The organism is Paenibacillus hunanensis, from assembly GCF_014645615.1.
GTDB lineage: Bacteria > Bacillota > Bacilli > Paenibacillales > Paenibacillaceae > Saccharibacillus > Saccharibacillus hunanensis.
Genome location: NZ_BMMB01000005.1, coordinates 219,820 through 245,657 on the forward strand (window position 1 = coordinate 219,820; position 25,838 = coordinate 245,657).

Genomic DNA, 25,838 nt, shown 5'->3' on the forward strand with positions numbered 1-25,838 from the left:
CTACATCTACATCTACATCTACATCTACATCTACATCTACATCTACATCTACATCTCACATTTTAGGAGATTCCTCGTCGTATGAAAGCAGAGATTATGTGGGGCTAGACCATGTAAGTTTAGACGATCAGCCTGTTGAGCAGCCTCTCCATCCACTCGTCGAGCTAGGGCAGCATATTATGCATGGCGAGCACGAATCTGCACGCGAAAATGCGAATCTGAATGGCGATAGCTTTTCCGGCAAAATGAGTCGGCTGGGCAGTGAGTATTCCAAATGGTATACCGAGAATCATATGCTGCCTGCTCCGATTACGGAGGCAGTGCGAGCCAATCGGCTATATATTCATGATCTGGATCATTATGCGCTCGGTACGACGAATTGTATCTTTATCCCGTTTGAACGACTGCTTCGTGAGGGCTTTAGCAGTGGTAACGGCAGTCTGCGTACGCCGAACTCGATCATGACAGCGATGGCGCAGGTGGCGATTATTTTCCAATGTCAGCAAAATTCGCAATTCGGTGGAGTCGCTGCCAACAAGCTCGACTACGATCTGGCTCCATATGTCACCCGCTCGTTCCGTAAGCATTTGCGTAAAGGGCTGCACTATCTAGGTGAATGGCATCCGATGGCAGGACAATCCCCAGAGCTACAGCAGGCGACTGCCGAAGCGCTGGAGCGCCTGCTAGCGCGCGCTGAAATGAGTGATCCCAGTCTAGCCAAGCAATATCCGCTGGCCTATGTCTATGCACTGGAGGAGACGCGTAGTGAGACCTTTCAAGCGGCAGAAAGTCTAATTCATAATCTGAATACGATGTCGAGTCGCGGTGGGGGTCAGATTCCGTTTACGAGTATTAATTATGGCACCTGTACCTCACTGGAAGGACGACTCATTGTTGAAAGTCTGCTTGCTGCAACGGTACGCGGTCTGGGAAATGGGGAAACTCCGATTTTCCCGATTCAGATTTTCAAATGCAAACGTGGTGTTAATCAGCAGCCCGGCGAGCCTAATTACGATCTGTTCCTAAAAGCGATCGATTGCTCGTCCAAGCGATTATATCCGAACTTCGCTAATCTGGATGCGCCGCTTAATCTGGAACATGTGGTGCCGGGTGATCCAGATACGGAGTTTGCTACGATGGGCTGTCGTACGCGTGTAATCGCTGATCGCTACGGTCGCAATCATCTATCTGGCAAAGGGAATCTTTCGTTTAATACAATTAATCTGGTGAAGCTGGGCATCGACTACGGTGTGCAGCAAGGTAGCCGTACAGCAGCTGATGAGCAGGGCTTCCGGCAAGCGCTGGATGAATGCATCGAGCTTGCCGCTGACGCATTGCTGCATCGGTATCGGATTCAGGCATCACAGCCTGCCAAAGCATCGGATTTTATGATGCGTGAAGGGGTATGGGAGGGCGGTGAACAGCTGGCACCGGATGAGCCCGTTGGAGAGCTGCTCAAGCATGGCACCCTGTCGATCGGCTTTATCGGTCTGGCAGAGTGTATGACGGCTCTATATGGTCAGCATCATGGCGAGGATGCGTCTATTCATGAACGCGCGTTGACGCTGATTGCGTATATGCGGCAAGCCTGTGATGAGCTAAGCGAGCGTCATCAGTTCAACTTCTCGCTAATGGCAACACCAGCAGAAGGGTTATCCGGTAAATTTGTACGCCGGGATCGCCAGCATTATGGTCACATTCCCGGTGTTACTGACCGCGAATATTATACAAATTCGTTTCATATTCCTGTCTATTATGAGATCGGCGCTGCCCGTAAAATACAGCTGGAGGCTCCTTTTCACCATTATTGTAATGCGGGTGCAATCTCTTATATCGAGCTGGATGGTAATGCCCGTCACAATACGGCGGCTATGCTTCGGATTGTGCAATATGCGCTGGAGCAAAACATTAGCTATTTTAGCATTAATCATCCTATCGATCGCTGTACTTCCTGCGGGCATGAAGGGATGATTGGCTCACATTGCCCAGCGTGTGGTGCATCGGAGCAACAGGTGCATATCGCCCGTCTACGGCGTGTAACCGGCTATCTAACCGGAGATTACCAGACTCGCTTTAATCCTGCCAAGCAAGCCGAGGTACGTGATCGGCTCAAGCATCATTGAGCTGGTGATAAGGGATGAACATTTGCGGGTATATTCCTGAATCGATCAATGAAGGCACTGGACTGCGTGCGGTCGTATTTATTAGCGGATGTCGCCATGGCTGCCTTGGCTGCTTCAGTCCGCATACCTGGTCTTTTCAAGCAGGCGAGCCGTTCACACAGGCGCGGCAGGAGGAGCTACTTGCAGAAATGGCAGCTAATCCGTTACTCGACGGGCTTACGATTGCTGGAGGCGATCCCTTTTTCTCGGTTGCTGAGGTGGCTGACTTTGTAGAAAGTGTGCGAAGGCGACTACCGCATTTCTCGATCTGGGCGTATACGGGATACACATGGGAACAATTATTTTCAGAACCCGATAAATATTTGAAACTTCTATCCGTATGCGACGTATTGATTGATGGAAGATTCGTTCAGGAGCTACGGGATGTATCGCTGCGTTATCGCGGAAGCTCAAATCAGCGCTTGATCGATGTTCCTGCCAGTCTGATCCAGCAGCAAGCGATTGACTGGAAGCTGTAGATTACGCTGTAATGTATGAATTGTAAAATTAATCAACATTTTCCGTTAATGCAAAATTTTATTGAATAAAATATTGACTTATACGATTGGTTTGTATATGATTCATCTAGATAATTACACAGTGCTTCAACTGCAACACTGGTTGTTTATATAATCAGTAGCAATGATGCATCTGAACTGTATCTCCGATCATGGAGAACAGACTAACCTCATAATTCTATTCCTGTTAAAGGGGAGTAGCTGTACAGGCAAGTCGTCATTACGGGTGAATAACCCCGGCTGTGCTTGGCAATGAAAATGAATTTAAACTCATTGTTAGCGAGACCTTTACCACAAATTTGGTGAAGACTCGCTATCTTTTGGAGACCTTTACCTTTGTGGTAAAGGTCTCTTTTATATATATGGCTCCTTTTGAGTCAGATCTATCACTTTATTTTAGGAGGAATCTTATGGATGCAGCATTATTGTTAGAGTATGGCTGGGTCTTGCTCGTACTGATTGCGCTGGAAGGCTTGCTCGCTGCCGATAACGCACTGGTACTGGCAATTATGGTTAAGCATTTGCCGGAGGAGCAGCGTAAAAAGGCTCTGTTCTATGGTTTGTTCGGTGCATTTGTATTCCGTTTCGGTTCATTGTTCCTGATCTCGTTCCTTGTGGACGTGTGGCAGGTACAGGCGATTGGTGCACTTTACCTGTTGTATATCTCGATTAATCATATCGTGCGTCACTTCTTCTCCAAGTCGAAGACCGACGAAGCTTCTGAAGATAAAGGCCCTGCGGCTAATCCGAAAAAGCAGTCTGGCTTCTGGATGACAGTATTCAAGGTTGAGGTTGCTGATATCGCGTTTGCCGTGGACTCGATCCTTGCCGCTGTAGCACTTGCAGTTGCCCTGCCAGCAAGTGGTTTGCCACCAATCGGTGGTCTGGATGGCGGACAATTTATCGTCATCTTCCTGGGTGGTCTGATTGGTCTGATCATCATGCGCTTCGCCGCTTCGTTCTTCGTGAAGCTGTTACAAGAGCGTCCAGGTCTTGAAATTGCAGCCTTCGTTATCGTCGGCTGGGTCGGTGTGAAGCTGGCTGTGATCACGCTTGCTCACCCTGCACTGGCTGTGATTCCAGAGCATTTCCCAGAGAATAAGCTGTGGAAGCTGAGCTTCTATGTGGTACTCGTAGCTATCGCACTTGCTGGCTGGTTCCTGTCCAGCAAACGCGAAGTGCCTGCGGAAGACAATGCGGTGAAAGAAGTGAAGCAGGAGATTAAGGAAGACCTGTAAGCTATGCAATGGTATGATTACAAATAATAAGTATTATTGCTTAACTCCCTCAGTATGGTTCATCTTTTGCTAATACGAAAACGCGTATAGTATGAAGGACTAAGCACTGATCAATATGTATGCTCAACAAAAGACGACTTTTTCTCAACAATTTCGAGAAAAGTCGTCTTTTCGGTATTAACGTACATATTTATCGTGTATTCATCATTATAAAAGATGACAAAAGCAACACCTTACCTAGCAAATATTGATTATAGATTTTTTAATTTTAAGGCTGAAATAACTACATAAAATCGTGATTATATACTTCTCTATATAAATCTGACATGCTTCTACATCTTTTTGCTAATATAGATTATTCCATGTGAAAAATTAACCATTTTAATACAAATAATCCATTTAACTTCAAATCAATAAAATTAACTGCTATGCTTTTAGGAAAGGAGGAGATTCACAATGAAAACATTTAAAGCATCCATACTATCCATCGCCGCTACTTCCCTGCTATTCGCCAACGTATCATTTGCAGCAGAAGAGATACCTAACGTAGATTCAAATACATACACTGCTCCATCAGCAGTGTTGAGCGAGCCTCTCCCATCAGATTCAGGCTTGTCTGCTCAAGCAGCAAACTATGCTTATAATTTTACGATTAAAACTCAAGCAAGAGAAAATGCAGGTACTGATTCTAAAATTTCGATTACTTTTTATGGCTCCAATGGAACTTATCTAACTCAATCCTTCCCGGGAACCTTTGAACAAGGTGATATTGACACCATGCGTCTGATGCTTCCAAATATGGGCAAAATAACGAAAATCACTTTGCGTTCAGATGGCTCTGGCTATAAGCCCGGATGGAGACCGGAATATGTAACCATCGATGGACCTTCTGGAACTTCTAAGTTTACAAACTTCACTAGATCTATAGGTGCTGGTGGTGCTGACGCTTATACTACGACCAACTAATCCATATGACAAAATTACGTATAAATACTGAAAAATACCGAGTCCATTGGCTCGGTATTTTTCAGTATTACTATCTAATAAAAATGAAGACATATTCACTTTTACAAATGCTCAATAATATCCCCTGCCAGTAGTGAAGCCGGATGACCGGAGCGTGCCAGAGCAGCCACTTCACCCGCATGACCATGTAAATGCACGCCGAATGCTGCCGCCTGAATGCCATTTAAACCCTGAGCGAGCAAGCCTGCGATCACGCCAGTTAGCACATCGCCAGAGCCTCCAGTTGCCATACCGGGATGACCTGTCGTGTTAACTAGCACCGTGCCGTCTGGAGCTGCGATGACGGTACGCGCTCCTTTGAGCACTAGAATAATATGGTGCTCCATGGCAAAGCGTCGTGCCAGACCGAGACGATCTCGCTGTACCTCTTTGGTGGATACTCCTGCCAGTCGCGCCATTTCGCCTGGATGCGGTGTCAGGACGGTCGCAGCAGAGCGCTTGCTCCATGACGTTAGACCGCCTGCTTCAGCGAGAATATTAAGTCCATCGGCATCGATGACTAGCGGTTGATCCAATTGCCCCCATAACGTGCGTAGCCATTCCCCATCTCCATCGAAACGACCAAGCCCTGGCCCGATCGCGACTACGTCTGCTTTAGCCGTCTGCTCTAGGATCGCCTCTGTCGTTGCCGCCGTCCATTGTCCACTAGCTTCCTTCGATACAGGTGCCATCATCAGCTCTGGCACATGACCAACCATATGCTTCATAAGCTGCTCTGGTAATAGCCATGTGACCAGCCCGCTTCCGATACGCAGGGCAGATCGAGATGCCATCAATCCGGCACCGCTCATATTGAGACTGCCGCCGATAATCATCACATGACCATAGGTGCCTTTGTGACCATCTACTGCACGGGCGCGTGTCGTATCAATGCCCAGCCCCTGTTTTAATACCGATTCTGTAATCAAATACGTGGACACATTAGCACGTTCAACCGCGATGCGCGGAATGCCAATATTACGTATAACGACATCGCCTGCGGCATTCGCACCGGGATACTGGGTCAGACCCTGCTTGAGAAATGCCAGACAAACGGTTCGGGTAGCTTGGATACAGCTCTCTGCTACCTCTCCTGTATCGGCATTCAATCCGCTTGGAATATCGGCAGCAATGATCGGCTTACCCGTAGCATTAGCCGAACGGATCATCGCTCCATAGGGCTCACGGGGCTCGCCCTTGCTGCCTGTTCCGAGCAGCGCATCGATAATGCCTGTGTAGCCGTTCCAGCGTTCTGAGATCGATTGTGCCGTCTGAGATAACGAGGCTGCGATAGCGCCGCCGTTGGAACCGGATATCTCTACCTGACGTGTAGCAGCCGAGCAATCCCACTCCGCATCCCAGACGGCATGCGGAATACCAGAACGCTCGGCAGCATCACGCTGAATCGCTGCATCTCCACTACATTGCTCAGGCGGCATCGCGTATAACAGAGTTACACGTATGCCCGCATCCTGAAGGTAACGAGCAGCGACCAATCCATCGCCGCCATTATTGCCTTTCCCGACCAGAACAAGCCAGTGCTGCTCCTGTCCCGGTAGCGCATACTGGTCGCTATGTATGGCGCTACGATGGGTTAATGCAGGCCCGGACGGAATATCGGCGGATTCGTGCTGCTGTCCACACCAGCTGAGCACCTCCTCAGCGATCGCTTTGCCTGCCACCTCCATCAGAGATAGAGAAGGAATGCCTAGCTCCTCAATGGTGTAATGATCGAGATCTCGCATCTGCTGTGCGGTAACGATATGCATATGAACGTCTCCTTTCTCCTTTGCCTGATTTGATGATGATCGTATAGGGTCTATGTTTGTATTAACCGAAATGAAGCAAGAGGTGGCAGATGAGAGGGAATTTATGGCGCTATCTCATCCATCACCGTGCTATATCAAAAAGAAAAGCACCGCCTCGTAGGCGATGCTCGGGTTGAGTTTCCTCATTATCATAACACTTGATGATATCGCTATCGCGATTCAGCGTAGGATTACAGCTTTTACAAGCATCGCTACAATCAGGTGATATCGATAGCGACACTTCTATTGGAGCTCTGCCAGTACGTTTATCAATAAGCGACTGTAAAACGATCACGTACAAATGCAGGCTCTTCCACTTCGTCGAAGAAGGCTGCGGCATAGTCTTCAGCGGAGATGCGGCTTGCCCCTTCATCATCTGTAATCAGGCGTGTCGTTCCAATACGGAAGTTACCCGTCCGTTTGCCCGGTTCGATCCAGCTGGCAGGACTAACGTACGTCCAATCCAGATCACTCTGACGATAGATTTCATAGGCATCGGCATGTGCCTGTGCCATCGGGCGAACCTCATCCGGGAATTGCTCGGTATCCATAAGACGTACGCCAGGCTCGACCTCCAGACTACCTGCACCGCCTACAACCAATAGTCGACGAATACCTGCATTCTTCACACCCTCGCTAATACAGCGAGCAGCCTCAAGCAGTTCTTCCTCCTGACCGAGCTGTGGGCCGTAGGCGCTGATCACGACGTCATGCCCAGACACAGCTGCTTCAACGCTAGCCGGATCGAGTACGTTTACACGCATGACATGCAGCTTTTCATTGGTCGTATCGAATTTGGATACATCGCGTCCAGCTGCGGTAATCTCATACTTGCGGCGCAATCCCTCCTGTACAAGACGCTGACCGATCATGCCGCTTGCACCGATAATGATAATTTTCATAATTGATTCATCCTTTCCGTCATGGCAACCTTCATGTGCCGAGTTCTGTCCTTTAATACCCGGTACACTCGCCACTGATTCAGCCCTGCTGGCTAATCGTTTGGCGGATTTCTTCCATTTGCTGTAGATCTGTCGTTACCTGGCGCAGGGTAATCTGCTCCAGCTCACCCTCCATCGCACGCTGAGCACGGGCAAAGACCTGCTCCAGCTCCTGCTGAATATTGCGTCCGATATCGCAGTTTGGATTCGGATTCTCATGAATCGCAAACAGATCGTCACGGCTATCATTTTGTACAGCACGGTATACGTCCAGCAATGTAATCTCACTTGAAGGGCGTGTAAGCTGTGCTCCTGCTACACCAGGCTGGGTACGCAAAATTCCTGCTTTGGTTAACAGGCTGATCATACGACGAATGACGACCGGATTCGTATTCACACTTCCTGCAATCAGCTCTGAGGTAATCCGTCCTTCTGTACTATCCAGTAGCGATAATGTATGGATCGCTACGGCAAAACGGCTATTATATGCCATGCGAACCCCTCCTCTCATCTCTTATTTTCATACACATCATGCAAGGTCTATTTGCTCTATATAGTATCTGTCCTAATGACAATTACAAATGATGTCAGTCCATATCTTAGTATACCAATATTTTACCTAAAACGAACCCCTTCGTATCTAAATTTTCTGCACGTCATCGTATGGAAAAATGGTTCCAACGAGCGCAAATGCTCCTTTTTCGTTTAATAATACAGTAGAGCACATCCCAGCAAGAAAGCATGGGTAGTATGCTTGCTGATCATGCGTATACAGCGCCTGCTCATTCATCGCGTTACCTTTTCCATTTGACCGGGTAAAGCGGTGTAATCCGTATACAATGAAGGAGGGAAAAAGGATGCGAAACGATAATACACTGCCTATTTTAAAATGGCTGACGTTTGCATTGGAAGCATTGATGGCGATTCCGCTCATCGGGGGTACTTTTGTTATTAGCTATGGCTATACACCGTTATTTATAGCCTTTGTTCTCCATCTGGTGGCACTGGTGCTCGCGGTACGTGCACGTCGTTCACCATTTGGTAATGCCATCGGGATTGTTACGTCGGCGATTGCCTGGATTCCGCTAATCGGCTGGGTGATGCATACGATTACGGCAATCATTTTGCTGCTTGAAGCGATTGCTGTCACAGGAAGAGGCTATATGCGTGATGATCGACGCTATGATGATCGGTATAATCGCATGTAATGACGAGTAGTCGCTCCATAGCTCTTGAATCGTGTACAGGGTTATGTAATAGTGATATCAGCATGTGTCATCGCTATTGTATTTATTATTATTTTATATAAAGGAGTGAATCGGGTGGAAGCTCTGCAACTCACCCTTTTTCAGCAGAGCCCGGCTGTGCTCATCGGGGCGCTGATCGCTGCGCTTGCTTTACTGGCAGGTGTGTATGGCTTTTCCGCTGCTCAGCGCAGACGGGCAGAGCGAGAACGGATGCGCCGCATCGAGACCAGTCTGGACTACTGGACACGGGCAGCGGGGCATCTGTATCCGCTCATCTCGCCAGATCCATCCTCACCACGCCGAGCACAGCCTGCTGCATCCGAGCTACCGCTTATGGCTGAACGCATTCTGGCTTGCAAAGCGGCACCTTATGCTGATCAGGAGCTGATTGAGCGGATTGATCACTATTTGGATAAGCGTGATCGACAATCGATGCTGCTTCTGTATCGTACACTGGAGATGCAGATCAGTCGCTTAACTCGTGAACGTCGCAGTCTACTCGCTCGTGGTGAACAGCCACACTGGGGCATACTGTTCGGGCTAATGCTACGTCCATTGCTGCCTTTTATCGCGTTGCTATTGGAAGGCGCACTGCTGCTCTACAGTCTGGATGATATACATAATGCCTATGTAGCAGGCCCGCCGTTTCCTTTCTTCGCCATCCTGCGATTCATATCCTGTACTGCCGCCTTACTGCTGCTATATGGCGTATTAAGCGCTGGATTTCGCGAGAGTGGTCGCCGGGCATCATTTGTCATTATGGCACTGCTGATTGCTGCGATTAGTTTACTCCATTTACTGGGGTTGTCTGCTGCACCGTATATTTTGATCGTACAGGTGCTCGTATTTATCGTCGGCTTCCGTTTCACCCGTGAGCCGAAGCGGAAGGAACGTCCGTATGCCGGAGAGTATGAATAAGCGCTCTGTTGATGGAGTGCATGTATATGTGCAGGAATGTAGCTTCGTATACGGAAGGGTAATGAAAAAGGTGTACCTCTATCGCCGATGGATGGCGATGAAGGTACACCTTTTGTTATTCGTCTTTTATGGTTTGTTAATCGTCATGTATTGATGGAGTGCTTTTCGTTAGTCTTCTGAGCGATTTTACAATATGAAGTGAGCACCTGCACCTACTCGTATCGCAGGATTAAAAGCAAGCTCAATCCTCGATCTCCAGACGATCCGCCATCACGCATACCGGACGATTCAGCGTCAGCTCATGCCCTGTTGGTGTCAGACGACCGGAATCAGGCTCTGTAGCGAACTGAACGATATTATTCGAATCCTGATTCGATGCCAGTACATAGCCGCCCGGCAATACGGCCAGATTACGCGGTGTGCGTCCTTTGACAGGAACCCATTCTACCGTTTCCAGCTTACCGGATTGTTCATCGATTTGGTATTGCACAATGCTATCATGTCCACGGTTGGACGCGTACACATATCTTCCGCACAGCGACAGACGAATATCACCGCCTGTATTTTCCCCTTCAAAATCCTCTGGCAGCGTAGACAATGTGCCCAGCGCTTCCAGAATACCTGTCTCCACATGGCGCATATAGGCGGTCACCGTGCTGTCCAGTTCATTCACACCATAGGCGAGCTGACCATTCGGATGAAATACGAGATGACGTGGCCCTGCCGCTGCTGCGCTGGATGTATGCCCTGCCTCCTTGATTGCTCCTGCTTCATCCAGCTGATACGCAGTAATACGATCCGTTCCCAGATCGGATACATATACCATCTGTCCATCCAGCGCTGGCACGATCGAATGCGTATGCGCATGATCCTGTCGCTCTGGATGTGTACCGCTACCCTCATGCTGGGCATGACCACTCATCGGCGCGAGTGTTCCATCCTCACGAATCGGAAATACACATACATTTGCACCTGTATAGTTAGCTCCAAGCAGATGACGTCCATCTGGCGTTAGCTCCACATAGCATGGCGCACCACCTTCTGTCGATTGGCGATCCAGCAGATGAAGCTCATGCGTATCGGCATGGACGGCATACGCCAGCACCTCACCCTCATCCTTTTCGCTCACTGCATACAGATGCGAGCCATCCGGTGATACCGCCAGATACGATGGATTTTCTACTCCTGTCACGCTCGATACGAGCTCCAGCTCACCAGTATCGCGGTTCATCGTAGCTACATGAATGCCTGCTTCCTCCACGCTTGCATACGTACCAATGTAAAGCCATACCTTATGATCGATCATTGACATGCTCATTCCCCTTTCTACAGTATCCGGCTTATGCTGCCAGATGATGACCTTTGAAAATGGAAAAAGCCTGCCTCTTCGCAGGCTTACTCTCTACATTAATACCGAATCCGAGCGATCCTGAATCAGCGCTTCATCATGGCTCACTTATCCATGCTCTGTCTTCTGCTGCCAGCGTCCCAGCACAGCACGCACAAGTGGCGGCACCACAAGGAAAATCAATAGTGTACGAAATAGCTGATAACAGCTAACCGTCGCCACGTCTGCATTCACCTCATGCGCAATGATGCCCATCTGATCCATCCCACCTGGCGCCATACTGAGTAGGGCAGTCGCCGCAGATAGATCATGCCATTTCATCAAAATAAGCGTCGTCCCACAAGCAAAGAGCATCAGCACCAGACTGCTTCCCAGCGCGAGCAGTACGATACGTAGCTTATGCTGAAGCTGCTCCGGGTTCAGCATCAGACCGACCGAGCTACCGATCAGCAGCTGCGCCACATCCAGTACGGATAACGGTAACGCTGGTGCATGCAGTCCAACAAGCTGCAATACAAAGGTTACGATCATTGGCAATAACAGATACGCGGTCGGAAAGTTAATTCTTTTCCCGACAATCGCTGCGACTGGACATAGCACAAGAAACGGCAATATCGAAGGAAACAGTTGATTCCAGCTCCCCACCGAGCGCGTTAACGGCTCCGTCAAGCCGCTTACCTCTGTTGCAAATAAAGGACTGAATACGAGTAATGGCACCACAATGACGATCATCATCAGACGAGACACCTGTAAAAAGGTCACAATTGTAATATCGATCCCTTCCTGCTCCTCTGCGAGTACAACAATCTGACTCAGCCCACCCGGAATGCTAGCAATGAGCATCGTCTGAAATGGAATCCCTGTCCAGCGTGATAGCACATACGCTAGCCCTCCGCAAAAAAGCAGCAGCAATACCGTCAGTGTGATCATCGAGGGAAGCTGTTTACCGATCAGCGATAGGGTCGAGATCGTCAGTGATAAGCCGATCGAATAGCCTACGATCATAATCCCGATATTTTTTACAGAGGACGGCCAGGACGGACGAAAGCGCCGAAATAGACGTGCGCCAATAAATACGGCAATCATCGGCCCGAGCAGCCACGGCACTGGTAAATGCAATAGATAAAATAGCAGTCCCCCGATCAGACCGGAGCCAAGTACAACCGCCTGTCCGGGGAGCTGCGGATACTTCGTCACGAGCCGCTCACCAGTTCAGCCAGACGCTGTTGAAAATCTCCTTTTAACACACCGCCATGATAACAAACGACCGTATCCACATCCAGCTCACGGAACTTGTTCAGCGACGATATCGCCTGCTCATAATTCGGAGTGAATTGCGGAACCGGGCCAAGCAGCTTACCGTCTGCAATAGCCATCGCATCTCCGGTAAATAGCGTTTTGCTGCCCGGATGGTACAGACTAATATGTCCCGGTGTATGACCTGGCGTATGAACCACCTGTAATCCACCTGCAAATGGCAGTACATCACCATCATGTAGCACATGGTTTACATTATCCGGCGTATCTGCCGAGAACACGCTACGGAATGCAGCTGCTTCTGCCTCAGATACACTCGAAAGCAGCATATCCAAACGCTCTGGCGAAGCTTTAATAAGCGGCGCCTTCCCATCAATCACTGCCCGATCATCCTCATGCGCATATACCGCAAGCTGCGGCTCCTGTTCCATAAATTGTGGCAATGTGCCAATATGGTCAATATCCTGATGCGTCAATACAACACTGCGTACTGGATAGGCTGGATTCAGCAGTGCAACGAGTGCATCATAGCTACCCGGAAAGCCAGTATCGAATACAATCGCCTGTCCTTCATCATAAATAACAAAAGGGTGCAGTACGAACTCATTACCGCCTGCCTCAAGCTTCAGTTCCAATACATCGATCTGTTCAGTAATGTTCATTATCCTCCAGAGTCGCGATGACGCGAGCTCCAGTCCACCTCCTGTACATTGGGAATGATACGTTCTTGTATTTATTATGATTCTTTGCAGCTAGCATTGTCAAAATTATAACCAGATTTCTTATGTATAGAACATCATAATAAATAACCGGATAACAGATTGCTCTGTCCATCCGGTTAATGATAGATGACGCGGTTACGTCCTTCCCTTTTTGCACGGTATAATGCCCGATCTGCCTGATCAATAAGCAGGTCTGCACGGGTGAATGGATACGTAGATACGCCAATCGATACGGTTACCTTTAATAGCTTGCCGTCAGGCAGCTGAAACTCCTGCTGCTCAACCAGCCTGCGTAGCTTCTCTGCCGCCTGTCTCGCCTGTTCCGAATCACAGTCATTCAGCAGCACGATAAATTCCTCGCCGCCCTTACGCGCACAGTAGTCAGAGGATCGTACTGACCGATGCAACAGATCGCCAAAGCAAGCCAGCACCGCATCACCCGCACTATGTCCATACGTATCATTAATCCTTTTGAAATGATCGATATCCAGCATCAACAGCGAGAACGAATCACGCGTCTTCTCCGTCTCCAGCATTTTCTGTTCGAAAATCCCTTCAAAGGCACGCGGATTATACAGCCCGGTCAGATGATCCCGGCTGGCCTTTTCCTTGAGTAAATAGATCGATTGATTGGAACGGCTCAAATGTGTGAGCAGCAAATACGTAAACAATCCACCTGATGTATACATCAGAATGACCAGCAGCGTGCCAGAGAGATCTCGATCTGTCGACGCAGCATATACCATCAGACACGGAATGATCATACTGCAAAAAATAATTACCAGCCAACGCCGAATCGACTTGCGATGCTGGCGATTTAACAGCCACATGGACAATATATAAGACAACAGGATCATCGCTATACCTGCCAGTACAGCAATGGTATTGGTCATATCAAGCAGCACAAACCGCGCTAGCAGAATGATACATAGCGCAATCGTTCCTGCCCATCTCCCTCCCATATAAACAGCGCTCACAATCGCAAGCGTCCGTAGATCAAGATGGAAGCCAGTTGTAGTTGCTACGCCTAGTAGCATTAATCCCACACCTAGCAATCCATGCAATGTGCCGGATACATACGGATAGGCATGGCTATATTGTGGAAAGGTATCTTTGAATTTATTTAATAGTAAATTGGTAAGGAACAGAAATGTCGTTACCATCGTTAGATTGTTGATCAGGTTAATCATTGAACCAGCCCTTTCCCCCGGATCGGTTACATCGCCATCTATTCTCTATCTAGCCTGGCTTCTGGCAACCGATAAAAGCAGCTCAAGCTGAAGAAGAGATAGTTAAGCTGCTATATTATATAATTACGGAATTTGCATCCTTATAGTTCATAGGGACTAAGAGCTAAATTCCTGACTTTTAACGAAAAATGTGCATAATTACACATAAAAAAGCCCGATGCATCTTACATCGGGCTTTCGATTGGTAAATAGGATTGAAATTAGAACGAATTTTTGATCACTGCTTCGCTCAGTGGGAAGCGACCGGAAGCATACGCAGGCTTCGCTGCTTTACCAACTGTGATCAGCATAACGGGAATGTAACGCTCTGGCACGTTGAAGTGCTCTACAAACGCTTTGTGATCAAATCCACCCATCGGGCACGTATCATAGCCGAGTGCGCGTGCAGCCAGCATCAGATTCATTGCTGCCAGTGAAGCGTTGGATAGTGCGCCATCGCGTGCTACACCTGGATGCTGGTAAGCACCGTTGATCTGACCGATCAGTGTATCACGGATTTCTGGACTCATTCCGCCTGCTTCAACGAGTGCATCATACACAGGAGCTGCATTTTTGTTCGCTTCCAGATCACCGAGAATTGCTACAGTAAAGGAGCTATCTGCTACCTGGTTCTGGTTGTACGCGATTGGCAACAGCTCTTGCTTTTTCGCTTCATCATCGATGACGAGGAATTTCCAGTGTTGCAGGTTCCAGCCGGATGGAGCCGCGTTCGCAGCGGACAGGATCAGATCCATATCCTCCTGTGGAATTACATACCCTTTTTCGTACACTTTTACTGAATGACGGTCTTCGATAACCTGAATCGTTTCTGGCTTGATCGCGTTAGACATGAACAGCACTCCCTTTAAAATAGTGGATATCGATTAGATTTGAAGCAGACTGGGCAGCCATCCATAGCACCTTGACACTCGTCCTTACAGACCAGAAAGCAAGGTTATGTACAGCTTCAGCTACAACTTATTAATAGTAATCTTATATATATTCCACTGTGATTATACGATTGCATCAAATGCGTGTCAACTGTATTCGCGCGAACCGTGTATTTATCGGGGGTTACATCAAACTACAACTATTCAGTACTGCCTGTACCCATTGCAATAAACGCAAATCCTGCCCTCTGCCAGCGATAAATGACAAGCCTACTGGCGCCCCATCTATCGTACCTACGGGAATCGTTACCTGCGGCAAACCGGATAGACCCGCAATCGAGGAAAGCTGCATCGTTTGGGAGCGGCGCTGTTCATTCGCTTCGCCTCCAATATGAAGCTGTGGCGCTGGCCCTGTAGCTGTTGGTAGCACCAGCAAACCCTTCTCACCGAGCAGCTCCTGCAAGCGTGAGCGTACCGCCTCCTTGAGCGCAAAGTCATCATTGCTGTCCTCCCGACGCAGTGTGCTTGCCCAGCGGAAGCGTCCATCAATATCCTCCGCAAATACAGGCTGTACCTCCTGTACCCACTCTCCATGCTCTTCCCAGATCTCAATGCCCTGTACCGTACGGAAGGCAGTCATCCATGCAGCTAAGCCTTCCGGTGCAATCGCTACGGGCTGTGGCTGCATACTCAGCTTCTCGCCTTGCTGTAGCAGTTGTTCTGCGGCAGCCTGTAATAGCTGAGCCGTCTCTGGCTCTGCTACTGCCCATGCTTCCTCGGGCAGATATACATGTTCAAAGTCAGCACCAGCACACGATTCATCCGCACCCTCGCCAATCAGCACCTGACCTACACGCTGTAATAACTCGGCGCTGTTCGCCATCCAACCAACTGTATCAAAGCCATGCGCCAGCGGAATGACACCACCGATATCAATCAGGCCATGCGTGGGACGCATACCATAAATACCGCAATACGAGGCAGGAATACGCACTGACCCACCGGTATCCGTTCCAATGGCAAAGTCGCGCAGTCCAGCGGCGACAGCGACTGCCGACCCACTGGAGGAACCACCCGGAATGCGATCCGGTGCAGACGGATTCACCGGTGTCCCATAGTGTACATTTTGACCGTTCAGGCTGTACATCAGCTCATCGGTATGCGTCGTGCCCTGCAATACAGCGCCCGCATCCAGTAAGCGCTGAATCGCAGGCGCCGTCTGCGCTGCTGGCTGATGTGTACGCAGCCAGTCTGGATTGCCTGCACTCGCGGTATAGCCCTCCAGCTCGAACACATCCTTTACGCCAAAGCTCAGCCCGGTCAATGGCCCCTCTGCTCCCTCGCTCTTCATCGTCCATTGCTCATTCACAAATGCATTCCATTTCTGCGTCATTGCGATTCCCCCTATACTGATCAGGCGACAGCCCGGTGCTCCACAATCCTAACATCGTAAGTAAATGTTGAATTTCATGTTGAAATCGATTATTAACCATTATATATTTATTCATATTGCAATTAAAAGTATTATTTTGCAGACAAAAAGAAAGTTCATATCGCTTATAATAGAGAAATAGAAACCTGTAGAGCGGTGCATACAGGGTCAAAGCTCTTTCTTGTTCTCTTTATCGCTCTCTTTCTCTTTTCTGCATCTTCTACTATTTAAGGAGTGAATAGCATGCATCCTTCCAAGCCTTCTGGCGATACGCAGCCCGTCGATATTGACGATATTGATCGCCGTATTATCGCTATTTTAAATCAAAATGGCCGAATTTCGTACACCGATCTTGCCAAGGATATCGGCTTATCCCGGGTCGCCGTGCAGGCACGCGTCAATGCACTGATCGAAAATGGAACGATTGAGCGCTTCGCTGCGGTCATCAATCCAGCCAAAATCGGCATCTCTGTCTCTGCGTTTTTTAATGTAGAGGTGGAGCCCAAGCATCTGCACGAGACAGCAGACATGCTTGCTGAGGAGCCTGTCGTGACGAGTCTGTATCATATGACAGGGCCGAGCAAGCTGCATATGCACGGGCTGTTCCGTGACAATCAGGAGATGGAGACCTTTTTAAAAGATAAACTATACACAATGCCGGGAATTATGAGTGTCGATTGTCAGGTACTGATCACACGCTACAAAAGCCGGATGGGAATGAGGCTATAAATGATGAACACACCTGTACCACCGGCTTCCTCGCAGCAGGAGCCACCCTTCCGCGAAGCGACCTATGGGGAGCTATCGTGGGCGATGATTCGCACCGGTATTCTTGGCTATGGTGGCGGTCCGTCAGTTATGCCGCTCTTCCGCTATGAAGCAGTCACACGCTATCGCTGGATTAGCGATGATGAGTTTGGCGAGATTCTGGCACTTGGCAATGCACTGCCTGGTCCAATTGCAACTAAGATGGCGGCTTATCTCGGCTATCGCAGTAAAGGCGTACCCGGAGCGTTCATCGCGATTCTGGCGCATATTTTACCTTCATCCATTGCCATGATCGTCTTATTATCAGCCGTTGCCTTTCTTAGCGAATCGAAAATGATTCAGGGAATGATCGCTGCTGTCGTGCCTGTGATCGCCGTTATGCTTGGTGTGATGGCGTATGAATTCGGGGAAAAGGCAGTGAAGGGACTTGGCGTGGCGCTGGGCATTGCCTTATTCGTGATCGTATTCGTGCTCTTGCAGGTCGTCCATGTGCATGCCGCGATCGTGATTGCACTGTTCCTGATCTATGGTGCATTTCATTTCCGTCTTGTGAACTGGCTGAAAAAGCGCCGTCATGGTGGAGGTGAAGCGTGATGTGGAGTATGGATTGGTTGGAATGGCTGAAGCTGTTCTGGGGCTTTTTCCTTGCGAATGTGCTCGGCTATGGCGGTGGGCCCGCTTCGATTCCGCTGATGTACAACGAGATCGTGACCCATTTTCACTGGCTGAATGATACGGAATTCTCCAATGTGCTGGCGCTTGGTAATGCATTGCCAGGCCCGATTGCGACGAAGATTGCCGCTTTTGTCGGCTTTGATGTAGCAGGGATTCCGGGGCTAGTGATTGCGCTGATCGCTACGATTGTACCTTCGGCAGTGGCGATGATCGTGCTACTACGCTTACTGCAAAAATATCGTACTTCTCCAGTAGTAAAAGGACTGACACTGCTCGTGCAGCCTGTCATTGCGGTAATGATGCTTCTGCTCACCTGGCAGCTAGGAGAGGAATCGTATACGTCGATCGGTCTATGGCAGACGCTGGCGATTGCACTAGTTGCCTTCTGGGCGATGCAAATTCGCAAAATTCATCCAGCGTTTGTGATTATAGCTGCCTTTGCATATGGCGCCTTCGCTTTGCCTTATTTTATGTAATCGATAGAGTCACGACTATTTTGATCAGTCGATCCTACGAACAATACCCCTGCATACCGCCAACATAGCGAAGCAGGGGTATTGTTCGTACTCACTGTTAGGCGCAGATTGCTTGCATGGACAATCTTGATTCCAGCAGGCGATTACGTTGGAGTAGCGAATGCCATGCTCCCGAATCGACTTCTTCTAAATAAACGGATGACCGTCAGATCGTTATACGGGACGTCTGAATCCGTTCTCTGTAGGTGCGAGCTGCCGATGCTCAATCGGTGTGGATAGCACGATCAAGGTAGTATAGTCACCATAATGACTGATCCGGTTCTCAAACGCCTCCAGCTCCCGAATCGAGGACGTTAGCACCTTGAGCAAATAATTATACTCGCCACTTGTCCGATGGCATTCCACAATCTCCGGTGATTCCCGGCATACCTCAACAAAGTTAACCCCATTATTGGTATGAAAAAGATAATACGCGGAAGCCTGATAGCCCAGCTTTTCCGGTGACACAACAGCACGGTACTCTCGAATCAAGCCGCTCTCCTCCAGCCTTCGTACCCTCTCTGTGACTGCCGGCTGGGACAATCCAACCTCTTTACCCAGATCGGTCATCGAGATACGGGCATGACGCTGCAGATGCAGCAATATTTGCTCATCAACCTGATCCATGAGTCTCCTCCTTCGGAATTTTTCTATTATCGTTCGGTCGAAAATACCATGTGCCTGCTCGATATAAACGTCTGGAGGTTTTACATGCTGCTGTACGTCTAAAACGATATATCATGACTTTTTATTTTATCAACTACAGGGTGTCGTGTATAGATTAACTGTGCATTTTTTTGGCACGTATGATGATTTTTCTTCCGTTATGTTCCTGATTACGCATGTAGCATACATCATCCGCTGATGCACTTAATCCGTAGATACAGCTTCTTTATTATTATACATCACACATCGGAACACATATGTAAAAATTCTTCACCCTTACACCCAAGAATTTCTCTTGGTGCCCCCTCCCCTCCAATACGAACTATTCAAAAAGCCCTGCTTCCAAAAGGAATGAACAGGGCTGATCTTTTATTCATATTGAGCATATTCATATTCCATCATGAAGCTGAGCCGTCTGCACATCACATCGCCTGCTGCTCATTGTCTTCAGCGCCGCTCTGTTGCTGCCGTCTGTGCTAGAATCCCCTTCATCATCGGTACATATAAATGCCAGTAAAAAGCATCCTCACTGCCCGGTCGATCCAGTGTGAACCAGCGCTTGACTGTATCCCAGCCTTCATAGCGGCGCCAGAATGGATACTGATCATGATCCGCATAATCGCCAGCAAAATAATACGATGTATACGTCGCATGCTGCTGGCGAATCACTGCTGGGAACGTATCTGTAATGCCTGCTTCCTGTAGCTTTTGCTTGCCGTCTGCGGTCAGACCCAGATCATAATTCGCCAGAATCTCGGTTCGCTCGGCTGGCTTCATAATGTCAAACCAGTAATTGTAACGCACCTTGGCATCAAAGCCAATCAGTGCTTTCCCCTGCGTTGTTAATGTGGTCTGTACGCCCTGATCGCCAATTTGCTTGCCCTCCTGCAACACGACAACACGTCCGTCCTCATGCATTAGCACGATACCTGGACCCGTGTACGGCCAGCGATTCGGATCACTTCCGTCTCCCGTCAGAAAGTCCGGCACCTCGCCACCACGAGCTAGATCAGCAAAGTAACGTCCCGTCCAGCCTGTCCATTCTACACCGAGCAATGGATAGATCTGGTTGCGAACACTTGCTGTAGTTGGTGTAGCCAGACTGTTGAACTCGGCGATGAGCGTTTTGACACCTTGCTCGGTCACTCCGCTACGAATACGCTGTACGTCCGACGTATCCAGCCCACCGTACAGCATACCCTGTGATAGGTCGCCATCTGCCGTACCAACACTGGCGCCATTATTTGCCTGTAAATACTGTGCCTTCTCTACTCCATACGTATCTGCCACATAGATCATATCAGTATTGCGCATATCCTGCGGCAATCCAGTGACCTTATACTGATCATTGCTTCCCGGGAAAAAGCCATAATAATCGGTCGTATAGTCATAACGCTGCCCATTCGTCTTCGTATACTTTTGCTGATTGAGCAGCCAGACCAGGCCTTTATGCTCACGATAGGTCGTATTTGGCACGGTTTTGTCCAGAATAGTGACCTGTAATCGAGTATCTGGCTTCACTTCCCACCAGACCCACGGCGCCAACAGCAAAGCTACAATGAGGATGGGAATGATCCAGAATGTCCATACCTTTCTGGCTTTCATGACCCACCTCCATTCGCACCGTTATCCGTCTTTTTGGAGTTCATTACACCGCCACGCGCCATATCGCCCCAGGCGTGCTTTTTACGTGCGGCAATGCGAAGTAGCCCTTCAAAACGCCAGAGTGTCATCATCGGACGATACCAGAACGTTTCTGACAGCGCATATAGAAATAGACGCGTCAGGTCACTTACCCGGTTATAGCGCTTGAAGCACCATTCCTCGAACAATACAGCTCCCATCGATAACAATGAACCGTATAGCAGCATGAGCAGTGCCAGAATAAGGGTGATGCGGATATCAATCGTATCCAGGAACAAGCCGATCAGCACGGTAATGATACCAGTCAGCTCGACCACTGGCCCCAGCAGCTCGACGAACAGGAAATACGGCATGGAGATCATGCCGATTTTGCCATAGCGCGGATTCAGCATCATTTTACGATTTTTCCATAAACTTTCGAACAGTCCACGATGCCAGCGTGTACGCTGACGACGCAGAATTTTAGCCTGCTCTGGTGCCTCCGTCCAGCAGACCGGATCGGGTACATACACGATCTGTGCTTTACTTTTCTTTTCCTGAATCCGGCGGTGCAGACGAACGACCAGCTCCATATCCTCACCGATCGTGTTCACATCATAGCCGCCCACCTCGATGACCCAGCTCTTTTTGAAAATACCAAAGGCACCGGATACGATCAGTAGCAGATTATAACGGCTAAGCCCGATCCGCCCCATTAGAAAGGCACGTAGATACTCGATAACCTGCATCACCACAAGTGGCTTGTGAGACAGACGGACACTGTCACGACTCAAGTAGCCGCTATCCACATAGCTACCATTGGCGATTCCGACGCTACCACCTGTAGCAACGATCTCTTCATCAGGCCCAGCATCCATAATCGGCTTCATGACCTTGATAAAGGCATCCTGGTCCAGCACTGTATCGCCATCCAGCGAAGCGAAGTAGGGATACTGACATACATTGATGCCCACATTGAGCGCATCTGCCTTACCACCATTCTCCTTATCGACCAGCACCAGATTAGTATGCTGGAGCGAGCGATAAATGCCGCGAATTGGCTTCGTTTCCTTCCCGAGACCCGACCAGCGTACACGGCTTTTAACCTCAACCATATCGAATTCATCGATGAGCTGCTGCGCTGTAGCATCCTTCGAACCATCATTTACGACCACAATCTCAAACTGCTTGTAGTTAATACCTAGCAATGATCGTACACTCCATACGATATTCAGCTCTTCATTGTAGGCAGGCACGATAATAGACAGTGGCGGCGCCAGCTCTTCCTGTAGCACCTGCTCATACTGGCTCTCGTTGACGTCCTTTTCTCGATTGAGCTTATGAGCCGCTACGAAGAACAGCACAATATACACCAGACTGACCACAACGACATAGATGGCAATAATAATGCTGATCACTTCAAAAATCGTACCGATGAGCTCAAGCCAGGTTGCGTTCATATTGCTTCCTTTCCAGCGTCTCCTCCGCCATCTCACGTGCATAGCGGTCCGCATGTTCTCCGGCAACTACTTTTGCAAGCAGCTCCAGGCCATTTTTATAGTTGGATAACGATTCGGCTGCCTGTTGTCTGACCCGATACGACGAATCGCCCAGCATTTCCAGCAGGTACGATACGAACACATCCTCATGCACATTGCCCATCACCTTTGCACGCATCAGGCGTTCTGGCCACGAGGAGGTCATACGCTCGGGATGATCATGCTCATCCTCCAGCACATCCACGAGCTGGCGTGTTGCCTCACGCGACATATAGCCGAAGTTAGCAATGGTCTTGAGCGCACGAATCCGTATTTCTCCATCATAATGACTGAGCTGACGCTCCAGCAGAGCGAGCACCTCGGTGGATCGTACATTATGAATACGCAGTGCATCCATCAAGTTATAGCGAACCCGTCTCGGTAATGTATCAAACTGGGCTAATAGCTGATCGATCAGCTCCTCGTTAAGCGGTAGCAAAATCTGTAGTAGCTGACTGTCCGACAGATTATGATCCTTTTCACTAAGGAAGGGGACGATCTGATCACTGTTCAGCTTGGACAAAATACGCAAAATCTGAAAGTGCTCCTCCGCCGAGCAGCGCCGCGCCTTCATCCATCGTATCAGCTCTGGATGTAGCGAATGAATACGAAATTGCTCAATCCAGAGCAAGGTATTCATCCGTGTGCTCCAGCGCCGATTACGCAAGGCTTGCCGATAATGATCGGTAAAGTAACGTTCAGCAAACTCATAGATCAGCCTGCGTTCTTCTGGCGTGTTACTGATTGAAAGGCGATGCTGGAGCGCCTCCTGCAAGGCTTCCATTCGATAAGGACCACGAACCGATAACCGCCGTGAGGCTTCACCGGTAGCTAGATACGTTTCCAGCGCCGAGTCGGGTTGCTCCAGATCGCGCACCATCTCATAGACAGATAGCTGACGCTTGTTATAGGTTGCTTTACGATAAGCGAGATACGCATACAGCAGTATCAGAACGAGCAGCATGAAGGCGCTCAGCAAGGCAAATGCAAGCAGTGCCTGGTTCGTATCCAGTTGCTTCATGCCTTCATCCTCCCCAGCAGACGCCGAATACGTGCCTCCAGCTCCACCATACTGAATGGCTTGGTCAAATAGTCATCTGTACCCGCACCAATCGCATCTGCCACCTCACGATCATCACCCACCCCGGTAAGCATGAGCACTGTATATCGATTGCGTTTATCCGAGCTACGCAGTCGACGCAGCACCTCCATCCCATTCATTCGTGGCATCATCCGATCCAAAATGAGCAGGTAGTGTGCGTTCTCACCATGCCATGGATCACTGAAAAATTCCTCACCATCGCTAAAGGCACGAATATCCAGCTCATGCTCAGCCTGTAGAGCAGATAGACGCTTTTTGAGCATGTTACGAATCAGATCATCATCGTCAATAATAGCCAGTCTCCATGGATTTACGCCGAGCGGTGGAGCCGATGCCTGCTGAATCTCAGCCGTCTGCTGACTAAGCAGCACCTTCTCTTCACGATCAACCCATTCCAGACGAGGGCCGGAGCCATCAGGTGCTTCGGCTTCACGAATCGTATCCGCGTGGACAGCAGGGGCTGGTGTAGCGGTATTCTGCTGCTCTGTTGGCTGCGATGCTGTATTCACTGGCGTTACCGCTTCCTGTACAGGCGGTGTTGGAACTGGTGCCGTTATGATTTCTTCCTGTGGAACCGATGCTACAGGTTGAGACTCCTGCACCTCTGGAGCTGGCTGGGAGGTTGTATCCTGTGCAACAATTTCGTCTTTATCTATTTCATCCTCAATCATTGCAGACTCGGAATGCTGATGACGTTTGAGCCTGGAGGATAGCGCCAACATCAGATCGTCCATTTTATCCATCAGAGGATCGGACGGCTCGACTGGAGGAGTCGATGCAGCTTGTGAAAGTGGCTCTACACCTGTATCGGCTGATGAGCTACTCTCGTGCTGACGATCATCAGGCTTCGCGTGTGTCGCCGCATCCAGTGCCATCTCGACCAGACGTGCCGCCTGACCATTTTCAACCGGTCTACGGCGCTCCGGTACAACCATCACGCCATCCCGACTACGCTTCGCTTCGGCTACAATACGCATCACGCCGTCATAGCAGGAGGCTGCGGTCATGCCTGGCTTTAACTCCAGAATACCTGCCGAGAAGGACAGACGATAATCATCCAATCCTGCACCCTGATCCTGCTCCAGACGCTCCAGCAACTGATGAGCAAACGAGGTTGCCTCCTTTTCCCCAGTGCCGGGCTGTAGCAGGTAAAACCGATCATGTCGATCACGCGCCCAGATATCATGCGGCCCCAGTGCAGGCTTGACCAGATCAGAGAAATGCTTGAGCAGTCGATCGCCCTCGGCATAACCGAAGCGCTCATTAATATAGCGGAAGCTATCCAGATCAAATAGCGTCAGTGTAGCAGGCTCAGGCCGCTCCAGCTGTAATTGCAAATGACGAACCAGCTCCTGTGCAAAAAAGGTACTGTTATACGCACCGGTCAGCTCGTCCATCATCAACAAATGATTCAGCTTCAAGCGACGAGACACCTGACGCTTCACCCGTACAGCAAATTCCTCCACATCAAACGGCTTGCCTATAAAATCATCTGCGCCCGATTCATACGCCTGTATACGAGTGGCACGATCACGATTCGTACTGATCATAATGACCGGAATCAAGTACTGCTCACTGCGAGACTGCATTTCCTGCAAGATCTCCAGACCGCTCCGTTCCTCCAGCACAATATCGAGCACGACACAATCGGGCTTCATGCTATAAAATAACTCCAGCGCTCGTCCTGAATCCGGCGTAGCTAGCACCATATAGCCCATTCGCTCCAGATGCTCCTTGAGTACAAGCAGCAAGCTCAGATCGTCATCTACGATCAGCAATGTACCGATATAAGGTGGCAATTCAGCCTGTGCTTCTTCAACGATTGCAGACTCGTCTCCACTATCGTCTGACTCATCCGCACTGTCCAATAGTAAAAAAGCGAGTGGAGCGAGTAGCTCACGCGCCTCAGAAACGCGCCAGACGCGGGTGCTTTCTGCTTCTACACGTTCCAGTAAACTGGAAGCGGTCTGAAACCAATCATCCAATCCAATCGTTCCTGCGGTTCCTTTTGCCGAATGCAGCAGTCGATACAGCTCTGCTTCACTGGTAGACTGCCCGGATGTCGTGACGGATTTGATTTTGTCCTTCATCTGCTTTATAAATAGTCGCTGATATTTATCCATAAAATCCTCCCTGACTGTCGCCGTAGGCGCTCATCAACACAGCCGTTTGTATGAGTACATCCTATTCTCCGCAATGCTACAATGTAGCACATCGCTCCTAACGGATGTGCTAC

At 49.3% G+C, this 25,838-nt stretch carries 23 protein-coding genes; 9 read left to right on the top strand and 14 right to left on the bottom strand.

Going from position 1 to position 25,838, the window contains the following annotated elements:
* The first annotated feature begins 179 nt into the window (after positions 1 to 179).
* The 4 genes from IEX62_RS12165 (at position 180) to IEX62_RS12180 (ending at position 4,884) form a co-directional block, all read left to right on the top strand.
* Positions 180 to 2,123 (top strand): anaerobic ribonucleoside triphosphate reductase, encoded by a 1,944-nt coding sequence (locus tag IEX62_RS12165; protein WP_188776065.1) that lies wholly within the window; start codon positions 180 to 182, stop codon positions 2,121 to 2,123.
* Between the two features lie 14 nt (positions 2,124 to 2,137).
* Positions 2,138 to 2,641, top strand: a complete 504-nt coding sequence (gene nrdG / locus IEX62_RS12170; RefSeq protein ID WP_188775795.1) for an anaerobic ribonucleoside-triphosphate reductase activating protein — start codon at positions 2,138 to 2,140, stop codon at positions 2,639 to 2,641.
* Positions 2,642 to 3,090: 449 nt separating this feature from the next.
* Positions 3,091 to 3,918, top strand: coding sequence for a TerC family protein (locus IEX62_RS12175; RefSeq protein ID WP_188775796.1), 828 nt, complete (start codon positions 3,091 to 3,093; stop codon positions 3,916 to 3,918).
* A gap of 456 nt (positions 3,919 to 4,374) precedes the next feature.
* Complete coding sequence (locus IEX62_RS12180) at positions 4,375 to 4,884, top strand: PLAT/LH2 domain-containing protein (RefSeq protein ID WP_188775797.1); 510 nt, start codon at positions 4,375 to 4,377, stop codon at positions 4,882 to 4,884.
* A 101-nt stretch (positions 4,885 to 4,985) separates the two neighbouring features.
* Here IEX62_RS12180 and IEX62_RS12185 read toward each other — a convergent pair whose 3' ends face one another.
* The 3 genes from IEX62_RS12185 to IEX62_RS12195 all read right to left on the bottom strand — a co-directional run bounded on the left by IEX62_RS12185 (position 4,986) and on the right by IEX62_RS12195 (position 8,165).
* Complete coding sequence (locus tag IEX62_RS12185; RefSeq protein ID WP_188775798.1) at positions 4,986 to 6,692, bottom strand: NAD(P)H-hydrate dehydratase; 1,707 nt, start codon at positions 6,690 to 6,692, stop codon at positions 4,986 to 4,988.
* Positions 6,693 to 7,000: 308 nt separating this feature from the next.
* Complete coding sequence (locus IEX62_RS12190; protein ID WP_188775799.1) at positions 7,001 to 7,633, bottom strand: NAD(P)-dependent oxidoreductase; 633 nt, start codon at positions 7,631 to 7,633, stop codon at positions 7,001 to 7,003.
* Positions 7,634 to 7,712: 79 nt separating this feature from the next.
* Positions 7,713 to 8,165, bottom strand: a complete 453-nt coding sequence (locus IEX62_RS12195; RefSeq protein WP_188775800.1) for an Rrf2 family transcriptional regulator — start codon at positions 8,163 to 8,165, stop codon at positions 7,713 to 7,715.
* 364 nt (positions 8,166 to 8,529) lie between these two features.
* On the opposite strand from IEX62_RS12195, the gene IEX62_RS12200 reads away from it, so the two are divergent.
* Together IEX62_RS12200 and IEX62_RS12205 are read left to right on the top strand one after the other, a co-directional pair.
* Entirely contained in the window at positions 8,530 to 8,880 is a 351-nt protein-coding gene (locus IEX62_RS12200; RefSeq protein ID WP_188775801.1) for a hypothetical protein, read from the top strand.
* Positions 8,881 to 8,994: 114 nt separating this feature from the next.
* Positions 8,995 to 9,837, top strand: coding sequence for a hypothetical protein (locus tag IEX62_RS12205; protein ID WP_188775802.1), 843 nt, complete (start codon positions 8,995 to 8,997; stop codon positions 9,835 to 9,837).
* A gap of 241 nt (positions 9,838 to 10,078) precedes the next feature.
* Here the strand turns inward: IEX62_RS12205 and IEX62_RS12210 are convergent, their stop codons facing one another.
* From IEX62_RS12210 to IEX62_RS12235, 6 genes are all read right to left on the bottom strand, one after another.
* Positions 10,079 to 11,149, bottom strand: coding sequence for a lactonase family protein (locus IEX62_RS12210; RefSeq protein ID WP_229685746.1), 1,071 nt, complete (start codon positions 11,147 to 11,149; stop codon positions 10,079 to 10,081).
* Between the two features lie 144 nt (positions 11,150 to 11,293).
* Positions 11,294 to 12,382: an AbrB family transcriptional regulator gene (locus IEX62_RS12215; protein WP_188775803.1), complete on the bottom strand. Its 1,089-nt coding sequence runs from the start codon at positions 12,380 to 12,382 to the stop codon at positions 11,294 to 11,296.
* Positions 12,379 to 13,104 carry an MBL fold metallo-hydrolase gene (locus IEX62_RS12220; RefSeq protein WP_188775804.1) on the bottom strand — a complete coding sequence of 242 codons (726 nt, stop codon included), beginning with the start codon at positions 13,102 to 13,104 and terminating at the stop codon, positions 12,379 to 12,381. Before IEX62_RS12220 ends, IEX62_RS12215 begins: the two co-directional genes overlap by 4 nt.
* 176 nt (positions 13,105 to 13,280) lie before the next feature.
* Positions 13,281 to 14,354 (bottom strand): GGDEF domain-containing protein, encoded by a 1,074-nt coding sequence (locus tag IEX62_RS12225; RefSeq protein WP_188775805.1) that lies wholly within the window; start codon positions 14,352 to 14,354, stop codon positions 13,281 to 13,283.
* A 260-nt stretch (positions 14,355 to 14,614) separates the two neighbouring features.
* Positions 14,615 to 15,244: a nitroreductase family protein gene (locus IEX62_RS12230; protein ID WP_188775806.1), complete on the bottom strand. Its 630-nt coding sequence runs from the start codon at positions 15,242 to 15,244 to the stop codon at positions 14,615 to 14,617.
* 223 nt (positions 15,245 to 15,467) lie between these two features.
* Positions 15,468 to 16,676, bottom strand: coding sequence for an amidase (locus IEX62_RS12235; protein ID WP_188775807.1), 1,209 nt, complete (start codon positions 16,674 to 16,676; stop codon positions 15,468 to 15,470).
* Between the two features lie 282 nt (positions 16,677 to 16,958).
* Between IEX62_RS12235 and chrS the strand changes: the two genes are divergently transcribed.
* From chrS to chrA, 3 genes are read left to right on the top strand one after another with little or no spacing between them, the layout of a single operon-like run.
* Positions 16,959 to 17,444, top strand: coding sequence for a chromate efflux transcriptional regulator ChrS (gene chrS, locus IEX62_RS12240; protein ID WP_188775808.1), 486 nt, complete (start codon positions 16,959 to 16,961; stop codon positions 17,442 to 17,444).
* A gap of 3 nt (positions 17,445 to 17,447) precedes the next feature.
* Positions 17,448 to 18,077 carry a chromate efflux transporter ChrB gene (chrB, locus tag IEX62_RS12245; RefSeq protein WP_188776067.1) on the top strand — a complete coding sequence of 210 codons (630 nt, stop codon included), beginning with the start codon at positions 17,448 to 17,450 and terminating at the stop codon, positions 18,075 to 18,077.
* The gene (gene chrA, locus IEX62_RS12250; protein ID WP_308422644.1) at positions 18,077 to 18,634 is read left to right on the top strand and encodes a chromate efflux transporter ChrA; all 558 of its coding nucleotides are present in this window, start codon (positions 18,077 to 18,079) and stop codon (positions 18,632 to 18,634) included. The genes chrB and chrA overlap by 1 nt, the downstream gene beginning before the upstream one ends.
* A gap of 213 nt (positions 18,635 to 18,847) precedes the next feature.
* Here the strand turns inward: chrA and IEX62_RS12255 are convergent, their stop codons facing one another.
* From IEX62_RS12255 to IEX62_RS12275, 5 genes are all read right to left on the bottom strand, one after another.
* Positions 18,848 to 19,300, bottom strand: coding sequence for an Lrp/AsnC family transcriptional regulator (locus IEX62_RS12255; protein ID WP_188775809.1), 453 nt, complete (start codon positions 19,298 to 19,300; stop codon positions 18,848 to 18,850).
* A gap of 486 nt (positions 19,301 to 19,786) precedes the next feature.
* A complete protein-coding gene (locus IEX62_RS12260; RefSeq protein WP_188775810.1) occupies positions 19,787 to 20,944 on the bottom strand; it encodes a hypothetical protein in 1,158 nt (385 codons plus the stop codon).
* Positions 20,941 to 22,422 carry a glycosyltransferase family 2 protein gene (locus tag IEX62_RS12265; protein WP_188775811.1) on the bottom strand — a complete coding sequence of 494 codons (1,482 nt, stop codon included), beginning with the start codon at positions 22,420 to 22,422 and terminating at the stop codon, positions 20,941 to 20,943. The genes IEX62_RS12260 and IEX62_RS12265 overlap by 4 nt, the downstream gene beginning before the upstream one ends.
* Complete coding sequence (locus IEX62_RS12270; RefSeq protein WP_188775812.1) at positions 22,403 to 23,521, bottom strand: HEAT repeat domain-containing protein; 1,119 nt, start codon at positions 23,519 to 23,521, stop codon at positions 22,403 to 22,405. The genes IEX62_RS12265 and IEX62_RS12270 overlap by 20 nt, the downstream gene beginning before the upstream one ends.
* Positions 23,518 to 25,725, bottom strand: a complete 2,208-nt coding sequence (locus IEX62_RS12275; RefSeq protein ID WP_188775813.1) for a response regulator — start codon at positions 25,723 to 25,725, stop codon at positions 23,518 to 23,520. The genes IEX62_RS12270 and IEX62_RS12275 overlap by 4 nt, the downstream gene beginning before the upstream one ends.
* Positions 25,726 to 25,838 lie beyond the last annotated feature (113 nt).